Source organism: Curtobacterium sp. KBS0715 (assembly GCF_005938005.2).
GTDB classification, from domain to species: domain Bacteria; phylum Actinomycetota; class Actinomycetes; order Actinomycetales; family Microbacteriaceae; genus Curtobacterium; species Curtobacterium flaccumfaciens.
The window spans coordinates 1,703,039-1,716,617 of the sequence record NZ_VCCA02000001.1; the positions used below are offsets into that span (position 1 = coordinate 1,703,039).

General features: G+C 70.8%; 10 protein-coding genes. 7 read left to right on the forward strand and 3 right to left on the reverse strand.

The annotated features are described in order from the left end of the window. Nucleotides 1-27 precede the first annotated feature (27 nt). Nucleotides 28-627, forward strand: a complete 600-nt coding sequence (locus FFG40_RS08190) for a TetR family transcriptional regulator (RefSeq protein WP_138802839.1) — start codon at nucleotides 28-30, stop codon at nucleotides 625-627. A 262-nt stretch (nucleotides 628-889) separates the two neighbouring features. On the opposite strand, the gene FFG40_RS08195 is transcribed toward FFG40_RS08190, so the two are convergent. Continuing rightward, nucleotides 890-1,912, reverse strand: a complete 1,023-nt coding sequence (locus FFG40_RS08195; RefSeq protein ID WP_071245036.1) for a cation diffusion facilitator family transporter — start codon at nucleotides 1,910-1,912, stop codon at nucleotides 890-892. Nucleotides 1,913-2,157: 245 nt separating this feature from the next. Between FFG40_RS08195 and ileS the strand changes: the two genes are divergently transcribed. The 5 genes from ileS to FFG40_RS08220 are packed head-to-tail and all read left to right on the forward strand — an operon-like array spanning nucleotide 2,158 to nucleotide 8,636. Continuing rightward, nucleotides 2,158-5,415 (forward strand): isoleucine--tRNA ligase, encoded by a 3,258-nt coding sequence (gene ileS, locus FFG40_RS08200; RefSeq protein WP_138802840.1) that lies wholly within the window; start codon nucleotides 2,158-2,160, stop codon nucleotides 5,413-5,415. Then, nucleotides 5,412-6,905, forward strand: coding sequence for a folylpolyglutamate synthase/dihydrofolate synthase family protein (locus tag FFG40_RS08205; RefSeq protein ID WP_181440201.1), 1,494 nt, complete (start codon nucleotides 5,412-5,414; stop codon nucleotides 6,903-6,905). Before ileS ends, FFG40_RS08205 begins: the two co-directional genes overlap by 4 nt. Beyond that, nucleotides 6,902-7,318 carry a DUF4233 domain-containing protein gene (locus tag FFG40_RS08210; protein WP_138802841.1) on the forward strand — a complete coding sequence of 139 codons (417 nt, stop codon included), beginning with the start codon at nucleotides 6,902-6,904 and terminating at the stop codon, nucleotides 7,316-7,318. The genes FFG40_RS08205 and FFG40_RS08210 overlap by 4 nt, the downstream gene beginning before the upstream one ends. Nucleotides 7,319-7,353: 35 nt before the next feature. Continuing rightward, a complete protein-coding gene (gene ndk / locus FFG40_RS08215; RefSeq protein ID WP_017885984.1) occupies nucleotides 7,354-7,773 on the forward strand; it encodes a nucleoside-diphosphate kinase in 420 nt (139 codons plus the stop codon). 14 nt (nucleotides 7,774-7,787) lie between these two features. Continuing rightward, entirely contained in the window at nucleotides 7,788-8,636 is an 849-nt protein-coding gene (locus FFG40_RS08220; RefSeq protein ID WP_138802842.1) for a thioredoxin domain-containing protein, read from the forward strand. Between the two features lie 70 nt (nucleotides 8,637-8,706). Here FFG40_RS08220 and FFG40_RS08225 read toward each other — a convergent pair whose 3' ends face one another. Both FFG40_RS08225 and FFG40_RS08230 read right to left on the reverse strand, forming a co-directional pair. After that, entirely contained in the window at nucleotides 8,707-9,570 is an 864-nt protein-coding gene (locus FFG40_RS08225; RefSeq protein ID WP_138802843.1) for a thioredoxin domain-containing protein, read from the reverse strand. A gap of 31 nt (nucleotides 9,571-9,601) precedes the next feature. Continuing rightward, the gene (locus FFG40_RS08230; protein WP_260678827.1) at nucleotides 9,602-10,204 is read right to left on the reverse strand and encodes a vitamin K epoxide reductase family protein; all 603 of its coding nucleotides are present in this window, start codon (nucleotides 10,202-10,204) and stop codon (nucleotides 9,602-9,604) included. Nucleotides 10,205-10,551: 347 nt separating this feature from the next. Here FFG40_RS08230 and FFG40_RS08235 point away from each other — a divergent pair, with 347 nt between their 5' ends. Beyond that, nucleotides 10,552-13,578, forward strand: a complete 3,027-nt coding sequence (locus FFG40_RS08235) for an Rne/Rng family ribonuclease (protein WP_138802844.1) — start codon at nucleotides 10,552-10,554, stop codon at nucleotides 13,576-13,578. The last annotated feature ends 1 nt before the right edge of the window (nucleotide 13,579 follow it).

Sequence of the window (13,579 nt, forward strand, 5' to 3'; positions counted from 1 at the left end):
ACCGAGTCTAGCGGTTTACTGGGGCCCATGGACGAACCGATCCGCCGCGGTGGCCGCCCCCGACGCTCGAGCGCCGAGGTGCTCGCGGACGCCGCAGCCGAGCTCTTCCTCGAGCAGGGGTACGGACGCACCACGGTCGACCAGATCGCCGCCCGCGCCGGGGTCAGCCGCGCGACGTTCTTCAACTACTTCCCGGCGAAGGCCGACGTGATGTGGCTCGAGCTCGACGCCGCCGTCGCCGGGCTGCCCGGGTACCTCGCCGCGTCGACCGAGCCGAGCGCCGTCCGGGCCGTCGAGCAGGCGATCCTCGCCGCAGCCCGTGCCCACGACCCCGAGCGGGTGCCGTGGGCCGTCGCGCAGGCCGAGGTGATGGGCATCGGGTCCGAGCTGGTGGCGGGCGTCGCGGTCCGGGTGACGGCGCAGCACGAGGCCGTCGCCGCCTTCGTCGCGGGCCGCACGGGGGAGCAGCCGCGCTCGCTCTGGCCGCAGACGGTGTCCGGCGCGATGCTCGGTGCCGCCGCCGCGGCGTTCGGGGTGTGGGTCACCGACGGGGTCGGCCGCCGTGCGCTCGTCGAGTACGTGGCGGCGGCGCTCACCCCGGTGGTCGCGGGCCTCGACGCCCGCTGACGCCGTCGCCCTGCGGTCGTGCCCGGGGCGGTGGTCGTGACCGACGGTCGGTCCGGAGGCTCGTGGCGGTCTGGCACCGCGCCACCCGTCCGCCGGTCGGTCGCTCACAGAACACGCCGTCGTCTTCGCGGGACGCCGCCTCGCCGGCGAGACGCCGCCGGATTCGGCGGCGTGTCGAGCACGTGGCGGCGTCGGACGGACACGCCGGCGTCCCGCGACACCCGCCCGACACCCGCCCGTACGCCCGCACACCCGCTGACGCTCACTCGGTGCGCAGGGTCCCCGCGCCACCGGACGCCACGTCCGAAGCCGTGCCGTCCCGGACCACCTCGGGCACGTCGCCGTCGGTCGGCACCAGCGACTCGTCGCCCGGGTAGCTCAGGGTGAGGACGGCCTCCTCGATGTACGGGCTGTCCTCGAGCGACTTCTCCACGTCACGCAACCGCACCGCCACGTGCTCCTCGGTCTCGTTGCCCGTCAGGTCGACGGCCGCGACGAGGTACACCCGCGACGGCCCCACGAACTCCAGGTGCAGGTAGGTGACCCGCTCGACCTGCGACCGGCCCAGCAGCTCGACGAGCACCGCGTTCTCGAGCTCGGGGGACGTGCTCTGACCGAGCAGGAACCGGCGGTTGCGGTCGATCAGCACGATCGCGACGATCCCGAGCAGCACACCGATCGCGATGGAGCCGAGCGCGTCGAACACCGCCAGCCCGGTGACCTGGTGCAGGAACACCCCGAGGAACGCCACGACCAGGCCGATCAGCGCCGCCGCGTCCTCGGCGAACACCGCACGGAGCGTCGGGTTCGACGACTGCAGAACGTGCCGCAGCACCGGGACCTTGCGCTTGGTCGCGGCACCGTGCGCCTGCCGGTACGCCTGCAGGAAGCTCGTGCCCTCGAGCAGGAACGCGACCCCGAGCACGACGTAGTTGAGCACCACGTCCTCGGCCGGCCCGGTGTCCCCGAACTCCGAGATGCCGTGGTAGATCGACACGATCGCACCGGCCGTGAACAGGCCGAACGCGGCGAACATCGACCAGATGTACGTCTCGCGTCCGTACCCGAGCGGATGCGCGGTGTCCCGCTTCTTGCCGCCCCGTCGTTCCGCGACGAGCAGGAACACCTCGTTGCCGGTGTCCGCCCAGGAGTGCGCCGCCTCGGCCACCATCGAGGCCGAACCCGAGACGAGCGAGGCGATCGTCTTCGCGATCGCGACGAGCAGGTTCGCCCCGAACGCGATCAGGACGGTGACGAGTGACTCGGGACGTTCTTCTGCGGGCATCACTCAAGCATGCTCCCGTCCGGTAAAGTCGTGTTCCAAGAGCGTCGATCCGGCCATCACCGGGGAGCTTCCGGAAGAACGCGGAGCGCACCAGCGCCTCCGTCAGTAGAACCGGGCGGGTTCGGGACCGTCACCACCCCCGACACAGAGTGGTCGCACAGCGCACGTTGGGCGGCAAACGAGGTGGTACCGCGGAACCTGTTTTTCGTCCTCGTGGAGATCGAGCGAACCCACAAGGAGTCCCGGTGCCGTACCCGTTGAACGCCGATGCCGATGGCGTCGTCCCCTCGCCGAGCTTCCCCGCCGTCGAGCGGGGCATCCTCGCCTTCTGGAAGCGCGACGACACGTTCCAGGCGTCCATCGACGCGCGACAGGGCTGCCCGGAGTGGACCTTCTACGACGGCCCGCCGTTCGCCAACGGCCTGCCGCACTACGGGCACCTGCTGACCGGGTACGCCAAGGACGTCTTCCCGCGCTTCCAGACCATGCGCGGCAAGCAGGTGCACCGCCGCTTCGGCTGGGACACCCACGGCCTGCCCGCCGAGCTCGAGGCGATGCGGCAGCTCGGCATCACCGAGAAGCACGAGATCGACGCCATGGGGATCGACGTCTTCAACGCCGCCGCCAAGAAGTCCGTGCTGCAGTACACCGACGAGTGGCAGGAGTACGTCACCCGCCAGGCGCGCTGGGTCGACTTCGAGGACGACTACAAGACCCTCGACGTCACCTTCATGGAGAGCGTGCTCTGGGCGTGGAAGCAGCTCTGGGACAAGGGTCTGGCGTACGAGGGCTTCCGGGTCCTGCCGTACTGCTGGAACGACCAGACGCCGCTGTCCAACCACGAGCTGCGCATGGACGACGACGTCTACAAGATGCGCCAGGACCAGTCCGTCACGGTCTCGTTCCCGCTGCACGGCTCGCGCGCGGACGCGCTCGAGCTCACCGGCGTGCGGGCACTCGCCTGGACGACGACCCCCTGGACCCTCCCGACGAACGCCGCCCTGGCCGTCGGTCCGGAGATCGCGTACGCGGTCGTGCCGGCAGGGCCTGGAGGCGCGGCTGACGGTGCCGAAGCAGGTTCCGCCTCGTACCTCCTCGCGTCCGACACCGTGGCCGCGCACGCGAAGGAGCTCGGCTACGCCTCGGGTGACGAGGCGCTCGCCGCCGTCGCGCGCACGCTGACGGGTGCCGAGCTCGACGGCGTCGAGTACGAGCGCCTGTTCGACCACCTGGCCGACCAGGAAGGCTACGAAAACGCCTGGCGCATCCTGGTCGCCGAGTACGTCGAGACCGGTGAGGGCACCGGCATCGTGCACCAGGCCCCGGCCTACGGTGCCGACGACCAAGAGGTCTGCGCCGCCGCCGGCATCCCCGTGGTGCTGTCCCTCGACGAGGGCGGCGTCTTCACGTCGCAGTTCGGCGAGGTCGCCGGCATGCTCTGGTCGGACGCGAACAAGCCGCTGACGAAGGCCGTCCGCGACGCCGGGCGACTGCTCCGCCAGGCGTCCTACGAGCACAGCTACCCGCACTGCTGGCGCTGCCGGAAGCCCCTCATCTACAAGGCCGTCTCGTCGTGGTTCGTCCGTGTCACCGAGCTCCGCGACCGCATGGGCCAGCTCAACCAGGACATCAACTGGGTGCCGGACAACGTCAAGGACGGCCAGTTCGGCAAGTGGGTTGGCAACGCCATCGACTGGTCGGTCTCGCGCAACCGCTACTTCGGCACGCCGATCCCGGTGTGGCAGTCCGACGACCCCGAGTACCCGCGCACCGACGTGTACGGCTCGCTCGCCGACATCGAGCGCGACTTCGGTCGCCTGCCGGTGAACGCCGAGGGTGAAGTGGACCTGCACCGGCCGTTCATCGATGACCTGACGCGGCCGAACCCCGACGACCCCACCGGCAACTCGACGATGCGCCGGATCACCGACGTGTTCGACGTGTGGTTCGACTCCGGGTCGATGCCGTACGCCCAGGTGCACTACCCGTTCGAGAACGCTGCGTGGTTCGAGTCGCACAGCCCGGCCGACTTCATCGTCGAGTACATCGGGCAGACGCGCGGCTGGTTCTACGTCATGCACGTGCTCTCCACCGCGCTGTTCGACCGGCCGGCGTTCCAGAACGTCATCAGCCACGGCATCGTCCTCGGCTCGGACGGCCAGAAGATGTCGAAGTCGCTCCGGAACTACCCGGACGTCTCCGAGGTCTTCGACCGCGACGGCGCCGACGCCATGCGCTGGTTCCTGATGTCCTCGTCGGTGATCCGCGGCGGCAACCTCGTCGTCACCGAAGAGGGCATCCGCCAGGGCGTCCGCGAGTTCATGCTGCCGCTGTGGTCGACGTACTACTTCTTCACCCTGTACGCGAACGCCTCGGGTCCCGACGGCTACCGGGCCCAGCGCCGGACCGACTCGACCGACGTGCTCGACCGGTACCTGCTCGCGAAGACCCGGGTCCTCGTCACCGACGTCCGGACGCACCTCGACGCCCTCGACACCCCGCTCGCGGCCCAGGCCGTCCGCGACTTCGCCGACGTGCTGACGAACTGGTACGTCCGCCGCTCGCGCGACAAGTTCTGGACCGGGGCCGACGCGGACGCCGGAGCCGAGACCCGTGCGGCGTTCGACACGCTGTACACCGTGCTCGAGACCCTGACCCGGCTCGCCGCCCCGCTCGCGCCGCTCGTCACCGAGGAGATCTGGAAGGGCCTGACCGGCGGGCGCAGCGTCCACCTGACGGACTTCCCGGACCCCGACGAGTTCCCCGCCGACGACGCCCTCGTCGACGCGATGGACCGCGTGCGCGACGTCGCCTCGAAGGGCCTGGCGCTCCGCAAGGCCACCGGCAAGCGCGTCCGCCTGCCCCTCGCCACCCTGACCCTGGTGGTGCCGGACCCGGCCGCGGTCGAACCGTTCGCCGACATCCTGCGCGACGAGCTCAACGTCAAGCGCGTGGTGCTCGAGGCCCAGGCCGAGGAGTCGCTGGCGCAGTACGGCATCGAGCGGAAGCTCACCGTGAACGCCCGCGTCGCCGGCCCCCGCATCGGCAAGCAGGTGCAGCAGGTGATCCCGGCCGCCAAGAAGGGCGACTGGACCGCGACCGACTCCGGCGTGACCGTCGGCGGCGTCGACCTGATCGAGGGCGAGTACTCGCTCGACCTCACGGTGGCCGACGCCTCGGTGGCCGTGGCGTTCCTCGACGAGGGCGGCTTCGTCGTGCTCGACACCGTGACCACGCCCGAGCTCGAGGCCGAAGGGCTGGCCCGCGACGTCGTCCGCGCCGTCCAGCAGGCCCGCCGCGACGCCGACCTCGACGTCAGCGACCGCATCGCCCTGACCCTCCGGGTGGACGACACGGCCGACGGCGCGGTCCGCACGCACCAGGAGCTCATCGCGGGGGAGACCCTGGCGACGAGCGTCGAGATCGAGCCCCTCGGGGCGGACGACACCACCACCGACGTCGGTGACGGTGCGAAGGTATCCGTGGAGGTAGCACGCGCATGAGTGACGACGACCAGTACGACGGCCACGAGGCGAACGAGGAGTTCGTCGGACACGACGAGTTCGACGGTCGCGACGAGGACGGCATCCGGATCCCGGTCGGCCCCTCCGGAGACGCTCCGGCCGACGCCGTGCCCTACGGCGGCGACGATGACGAGGTCCGCCGCGTCGAGGCCGCCCTGTACGCCCGCATCGGTGAACAGGCCCCCGAGCGCCGGCTGACCGCCACCCGCCGCGCCGTCGAGCTGCTCGGCGACCCGCACCTGGCGTACCCGGTGATCCACGTGACGGGCACGAACGGCAAGACGTCGACCGCGCGCACCATCGAGAGCATCGTCCGGGCGCACGGTCTGCGCACCGGTCTGATGACGAGCCCGCACCTGGTGTCGATCCGGGAACGCATCGTGGTCGACGGCCAGCCGATCGCGGCGGACCGGTTCGTCGAGAACTGGGACGACATCGCCCCGGTGCTCGAGATCACCGACCGCGAGCTCGCCGACAAGGGCGAACTCCCGCTGACCTTCTTCGAGGCGCTCACCGTGCTCGCCCTGGCGTGCTTCGCCGAGGCGCCGGTGGACGTCGCCGTGATCGAGGTCGGGATGGGCGGCGAGTGGGACTCCACCAACGTCGTGCAGAGTCAGGTGTCGGTGTTCACGCCGATCGCCATCGACCACGCGAAGCAGCTCGGTGCCACCGTGGCCGAGATCGCCCGCACCAAGTCGGGCATCGTCAAGCCGTCGTCTGCCGTGGTGTCGAGCCGGCAGGTCCCCGAGGCCCTCGCCGAACTCGAGCGCGCCGCCGAGCTCACCGAGTCCACCCTGGCCGTCGAAGGGACGGGGTTCAGCGTCGTCGACGTCACCCCGGCCGTGGGCGGACAGCTCATCACCGTGCAGGGCATCGCCGGCCGCTACGACGACCTGTTCCTGCCGCTGTTCGGCCGGCACCAGGCCGAGAACGCCGCCGTGGCGATCGCGGCGGTCGAGTCGTTCCTCGGCCGCGGGGCCCAGGCCCTCGACGAGGACGTCCTGTCCGAGGGCATCGCCGGCACGACCAGCCCCGGTCGCCTGCAGCCCATCGCGACCGACCCGACCGTCGTCGTCGACGCCGCGCACAACCCGCACGGTGCGAAGGCCCTGGCCGAGGCGCTGCCGGTCGCGTTCCCGTCCGAGCACGTCGTCGGCGTCGTCGGGATCCTCGGCGACAAGGACGCCCGCGGGTTCGTCCGCGCGCTCAAGGACACTGTCGCGACGTTCGTCGTGACACAGCCGCCGGGGGAACGTGCGCTCGACGCGGACGAGTTCGCCCGGGTCGTCGTCGACGAGGTCGGCGAGGACCGCGTCGTCGTCGAGCCGTCCCTGGCATCCGCACTGCAGGAAGCGCGCAGCCTGGCCGACGAGGCGGACGCCGAGGACGCCCTCGTGCTCGTCGCGGGCTCCATCGTGATGGTGGGCGCGGTCATGGACCTCGTGCACCGCGAAGGCGAGGCGAAGTGACGGACGCACCCCGGGCCTCCCGGCCGGGCCGGTCACCGCGCACCCGGAAGCCGCGCCGCGAACGCGGGGCGCAGGAGAGCCTGCTCTCGATCACGCTGGTGCTCGAGGCGATCATGTTCTTCTTCCCCATGCTCGTCGTCTTCGGCAAGGGCACGCTGCCGCCCGCCGCGGCCTTCGGCGGTGGCATCGGCGCGATCATCGTCCTCGCAGCTGCCTCACGTCTGACGGGCAACCGGGCCGGTGTATGGTTCGGGTGGCTGCTGCAGGCGGCCATCCTCGCCACCGGGTTCATCGAACCGTTCATGTTCGCGGTCGCCGTGGTGTTCCTGGCGCTGTGGGTCTTCTGCTTCGTCAAGGGCGGTCAACTGGACCGTCAGAACGACGCGCGCCGAGCGGCCATGGGCGAGGACTGACCACCACATTCGACCCCGAACACAGGGAGTACTGCGTGTCCGACTTCGAAGAGACCCTCGTCCTCGTCAAGCCCGACGGAGTCGCCCGTCAGCTGACCGGTGAGATCCTCCGCCGGATCGAGGCGAAGGGCTACGAGCTCGTCGACCTGAAGATGCTCACCGCACCGCGCGACCTGCTCGACGCGCACTACGAGGAGCACCAGGGCAAGCCGTTCTTCGAGCCGCTCGTCGAGTTCATGCAGTCCGGTCCGGTCGTCGCCGTGCGCGTCGCCGGCAACGGTGCGATCGCGGGCTTCCGCTCGCTCGCCGGCACCACCGACCCGACCTCCGCCGCGCCCGGCACCATCCGTGGTGACCTCGGCCGCGACTGGGGCCTCAAGGTGCAGCAGAACCTGGTCCACGGTTCGGACAGCCCCGAGTCGGCCGCGCGCGAGCTCGCGCTCTGGTTCGCCTGAGCGACGGGGACGACGTGACGAACAACGACCGACCCACCAAGAACGAGCGGCGTCAGCACGCCCGAGAGGTCGCACGCCAGCGAGCCGACGCCGAGAAGCGCCGCAAGCGCCGCAACAAGTGGTTCCTGCAGGGCGGCATCGGCCTGGGCATCGTGGCGATCGCGGCGATCATCGCGATCGTCGTGGTGAACGTGAACAACGCGCCCGTGGTGTCCGCAGCGGGGCCGAAGAACATGGCCACGGGCGCGATCCAGTTCACCGGCCAGGACGGCAAGGTCACCCCGGTGACGACGCCGGCCGTCTCCGCGACGGGCTCGGCCTCGCCGGTCCCGACGGCGAACAGCGACGGCGCCGTGACGGTCACCGAGTACGTCGACTGGGCCTGCCCGGTCTGCAAGCAGTTCGAGGCGGCCTACTCGGGCCAGATCCTCGACAAGGTGAAGTCGGGCGATGCGACCCTGGCGATCCAGCCGGTGTCGATCCTCGACCGCAGCTACGCGGGCTCCCGTTACGCCAGCCGTGCCGCGAACGCCGCCATGTGCGTGGCGAACTACGCGCCGGACAAGTTCCTCGACGTGCAGACGCAGTTCTTCGAGAACCAGCCGGCCGAGGGCACCAAGGGCCTGACCAACTCCGAGATCGCGAAGCTCGTCAAGGCGGGCGGCGCGACCGGTTCGGACCTGTCCGAGTGCCTGTCGTCCGAGCAGTTCAAGGGCTGGGTGACGAAGTCGACGCAGGCCGTCACCACGAACGAGGCGCTCGCGGGCGCGCAGGGCTTCGGCACGCCGACGATCGTCGTCGACGGCAAGCGCCTGGACGACCTGAGCACCGTCATCACCGCGATCGACGCCGCGGCGAAGTAGCACTCCTCGAACGACCGACGGCCCTCGCTCCCATCCGGGAGCGGGGGCCGTTCGTCGTGAGCGGGGAAGGCTAGGACGTCCCGCCCTGCTCCCGGACGAAGGCCGCGAACGCGTCGACGTCGGCGAGGGACGCCGCGCCGTCCGCGTTGTACTGCTCGCCGTCGACGATGATCGTCGGCGTGCTCGTGATCCCGTCGAGCGACGAGTTCGGCACCGGGTGGTTCATCGCCCGGTTCGTGGCGTCGGCGACCCACCCGGCGAAGTCCTGCCGGGTGATGCACGGTGCCACGGCCGGGTCCGTCGCCCCGGCCTGGCGCGCGAGGGACGCCAGCTCGTCGTTGGTGAGTCCGCGCGTGCTCTCCGAGGGCTGGTGTTCGTAGAGCGAGCTGTTGAACGCCAGGAACGCGTCCGGGTCGTGGTCCGCCACGCAGGCCGCAGCCGCAGCCGACCGGGTGGAGTACCGCGATCCGAGCGACACGCGGTCGAGCAGCCCGAGCGGATGCAGCTCGAGGGTCGCGGTGCCGTCCTCGACCCACTGTCGGATCCGGGGCATCTGGGCCGTCTCGAACTGGTTGCAGTACGGGCACATGTAGTCCGCGTAGATCGTGATCGCGGTCGTGGAGCCGTCCTGCTCGGTCGGTGTCGGGGTCCCGCCGTCGGGCACCGCCCGCGTCTCGACGGGCACGATCCTGCCGCGCACCCCGGTGAGCAGGACGCCGTCGCTCGCCGCGTTCCGCGGACCGGGACCGGCGGGCTGCACGGAGTTCGCGATCACCAGGACGACCACCGCGACCACCGCGAGCCCGCCGACGACGATCCCGCTGATGCCGAGTGTGCGGCGGCGGCGTCGGCGCGACTGCTCCGCCGCCCGTGTCGCTCGCGCGCGGTCACGTGCGGCGTCCCGGCGCGCCCTGCTGCTCTCGTTCTCGCTCATCGATCCCGAGCGTAGGGGCAGCGGTGACGGCTCAGAAGCTGGTGAGGACCGCGGGGAACTTGATGATGATCGTCACGATGATGACCAGGTAGTTCGCCAGCGCGAACGCCCAGCTGAAGGGCAGGAGCGACCGCCCGACGCGCTGCGCCCCGGCGCCGAAGCGACCCTGCGCCATGTTCCAGATGGTGAACACCCAGAACATCGGGATGGTCATCGACCAGACCAGCATGCACCACGGGCACAGGGCACCGATGACGAAGACGGTCTGCGTGAACAGCCAGGTCACGAAGACCCATGCCAGGAAGACCCCGGCGTTGAAGACGATCCAGAACCAGCGCGAACCGTTCCGGAACCCGGCGAGCAGCAGCACCGCGACGGCGATCGGGGCGACGAACCCCATGACGCCGAGCAGCGGGTTCGGGAACCCGAACAGGTGCCCCTGCCAGCTGGCCATCACGTCGGAGCAGTTGATGAACGGGTTCACGTCACAGCTCAGGACGGCCTTCGGGTTCTGGTACTTCGTGAACTCGTCGAGGACGAGCCGGAACGAGCCGAACAGGCCGACGATCCCGGTGACGAGCAGGAAGACCGCCATCGCGATCGGACGACGGGGGGCAGGGGCAGACGCGGTCACGCGGCCATCATCGCATGCGGGTTCCGGTGCTTTCCGGGTGCGGCATGCGATAATGCCTGGAGGTCGTGCGGCCAACCGCACACCGAAGAGAGCTTTCCGAGTGACGCCCCACCGGGCCGAACCCGGACGATCAGGTGCGGTGAGAGCGCACTGTGGTCGGGCAGCGTCACTCCGACGCCGAGCCGGACCGGGCCGGGTGCCCGGACCGGAACGGGCGCGGACGCAACGAGAAGTTGACGCAGACCGATCACGAGACAGCGAGCGCGGGGGCGTCGACGCCGCCCGCCACGACACAGAATTCCCGCCACCCGAAAGGGTGCGAGTGGGGCCGAGGAGTGCACCAGTCCATGGTGGAGCAGAACAACGACAACACGACCAACGACGAGAACGCGCCGAAGCGCCGGAGCCGCCTGTTCGGCGGTCGCCGCGCCCGGTCGTCCGGCCAGGAGGCTGGGCCCACGCGAGCCGGTTCCGACGCGTCGCGAAGCGACGTGGCGGCCGAGCTCGTGGGGAGGAGCGCCGAGCAGGCACCCCACGCCGACGAGACCCTCGCGCTGACGGGCGGCGCTGACGCCCGTCCCGCGGCCAGCGTCGCGTCGGCCGGTTCCCCGGACTCTCCCGAATCGCCGGACTCGCCCGACTCCCCGGCCTCGCCGGCGTCGCCCGTCGAGCCGACCGACACCGGGGCGGTCTCCGTCGCGGTCGAGGCCGTCGCCGACAGCGGTGCCGAGCCGCACGACGTGAGCACGCTGACCGGCGACCTGCCGGTCGTGACGGGCGACCAGTCGGCGACCGCGACCGACGGGGCGGACGCGGACCGCGCCTCCCGTCCGGCCGACGCCGCACCGACGGCCGAGGCGAGCGACGACGCAGCACCCGCCGACGAGCCGTTCGTGCCGAAGGCCACGAGCACGCTCAGCCTGATCTTCCACGCGCCGGTGCTGCCGGAGCTGCCGCAGCGCGCGCCCCGGTTCGACCGCGACCGCGACCGCGACCGTGACCGCGACGAGGACGACCGCTACGACCGCGAGGACCGGTTCGACCGCGACCGCGACCGTGACGACCGCGACGACCAGGGCGGCTCGCGTCGTCGCTCGCGTCGCCGTGGTTCGAGCGCCGACCGCGAGGCCCGTGAGCCGCGCGACCACCAGGAGCCGCGCCGCCGCGAGCCGGAGCTCATCACCGAGCCGCAGCGCATCAAGGGCTCGACCCGGCTCGAGGCGAAGAAGCAGCGCCGTCGTGACGGCCGCGACGCCGGACGCCGCCGTCAGGTGGTCAGCGAGGACGAGTTCCTCGCCCGCCGCGAGAGCGTCGACCGCCAGATGATCGTCCGCTCCAGTTCGTCGACGATCGAGATCGGCGTGCTCGAGGACGGCATCCTCGCCGAGCACTACATCACCAAGTCCGAGAACGTGTCGCTCATCGGCAACGTCTACCTCGGCAAGGTGCAGAACGTCCTGCCCTCGATGGAGGCGGCGTTCGTCGACATCGGTCGTGGCCGGAACGCCGTGCTCTACGCCGGTGAGGTCGACTGGAACTCCGTCGAGACCGGCAACCACGGTCGCCGCATCGAAGCAGCGCTCAAGCCGGGCGACAAGGTCCTCGTGCAGGTCACGAAGGACCCGGTCGGCCACAAGGGCGCCCGTCTCACCAGCCAGATCTCGCTGCCGGGTCGCTACCTGGTCTACGTGCCGAACGGCTCGATGAACGGGATCTCGCGCAAGCTGCCGGACACCGAGCGTGCCCGACTGAAGAAGATCCTGAAGGAGGTCCTGCCGGAGCACGCGGGCGTCATCGTGCGCACCGCTGCCGAGGGTGCGACCGAGGAGCAGCTCACCCGCGACGTGCAGCGCCTGACCAGCCAGTGGGAGGCCATCCAGAAGAAGGTCGCCGGTGGCCACGCCCCGGTGATGCTGCACTCCGAGCCCGACCTGCTCATCAAGATCGTCCGCGACGTCTTCAACGAGGACTTCACGAAGCTGATCATCGACGGCGAGGCCGCCGGCGGCACCATCGACGAGTACCTGTCGGCCGTCGCCCCGGACCTCAAGGACCGCGTCGTCCGGTACGAGGGCCCCGACTCCTTCGAGGAGTTCCGCCTCAACGAGCAGATCGACAAGGCGCTCGACCGCAAGGTCTGGCTGCCCTCCGGCGGTTCGCTCGTCATCGACCGCACCGAGGCCATGACGGTCGTCGACGTCAACACGGGCAAGTTCGTCGGCTCCGGCGGCAACCTCGAGGAGACGGTCACGAAGAACAACCTCGAGGCCGCCGAGGAGATCGTCCGGCAGCTCCGCCTGCGGGACATCGGTGGCATCATCGTCGTCGACTTCATCGACATGGTGCTCGAGGAGAACCGCGACCTCGTGCTCCGCCGCCTGGTGGAGTGCCTGAGCCGTGACCGCACGAAGCACCAGGTCGCCGAGATCACCTCGCTCGGCCTCGTGCAGATGACCCGCAAGAAGATCGGTGTCGGCCTGCGCGAGTCCCTCGACGAGGTCAACGCCAAGATCAACGACAACAACGCCGACCCGGGCCCGAGCAAGGGTCGTCGCAAGGGCCGTGGCGGGAACGGCAACGAGAACGGTCGGTCCGGCAACGGCGGCAACGGCGGGAACGGCAACGGGAACTCCGGTTCGTCGGGGTCGTCGAACGGGGCGTCCAGCCAGGCGCACCAGATCACCGACGACGTGAAGAACGCGCTGTCGCGGATCGCCGCCTCGACCCTGTCGCACGACGAGCAAGAGGCAGCAGCGGCTGCCGTGACCGCGACGGAGGCCACGGCACCGTCGTCGGCCGACGCGTCGACCAGCACGGACAGCACGGGTGGCGAACAGCCGACCGGTTCGAAGCGTCGTCGTCGTGGCCGTGGAGGCCGCGGGGGAGACCAGCAGAACAGCGACCAGCAGACCGGCGACCAGCAGGCCGCCGCGCAGGCCGAAGCCGCCGAGCAGTCGGACGCACCGGAGTCCTCGGCAATCGCCGAGCCCGCCGTGGTCGTCGAGTCCGAGGCGCGCGCGCCGAAGGCCGACGCTCCGGCCGTCACGGAGCCCGCTGCCGCACCGAAGGCGAAGGCCCCGGCCCGCCGTCGCGTGAGCTCGAGCGCCACCGTGACCCCGACCGACAACACCGTCGCGATCCTGGACATCCCGATCGCCGCGGCGCCCAAGCGCGAGCCCCGCGCGGTCGCCCCGGACGCCGAGTCCCTGCTCGACTCGGTGCTCCAGGCGCTCCCGGAGCCGAAGCAGCCCGGACAGGGGCGCTCGCGCTCCCGCCGGGTCTCGTCGCCGAGCATCAGCGCTCCGGCCACCCCGACGGAGGAGCCGACCGACGACGCCGACGGCTCCGACGGCGCAGTGATCCTGGGGAACTGAC

Excerpts from the sequence above, each read along its gene's own strand:
- FFG40_RS08205 (WP_181440201.1), top strand. The coding sequence starts at position 5,412 with ATGAGTGACGACGACCAGTACGACGGCCACGAGGCGAACGAGGAGTTC.
- FFG40_RS08225 (WP_138802843.1), bottom strand. The coding sequence starts at position 9,570 with ATGAGCGAGAACGAGAGCAGCAGGGCGCGCCGGGACGCCGCACGTGAC.
- FFG40_RS08195 (WP_071245036.1), bottom strand. The coding sequence starts at position 1,912 with ATGCCCGCAGAAGAACGTCCCGAGTCACTCGTCACCGTCCTGATCGCG.
- FFG40_RS08235 (WP_138802844.1), top strand. The coding sequence starts at position 10,552 with ATGGTGGAGCAGAACAACGACAACACGACCAACGACGAGAACGCGCCG.
- FFG40_RS08190 (WP_138802839.1), top strand. The coding sequence starts at position 28 with ATGGACGAACCGATCCGCCGCGGTGGCCGCCCCCGACGCTCGAGCGCC.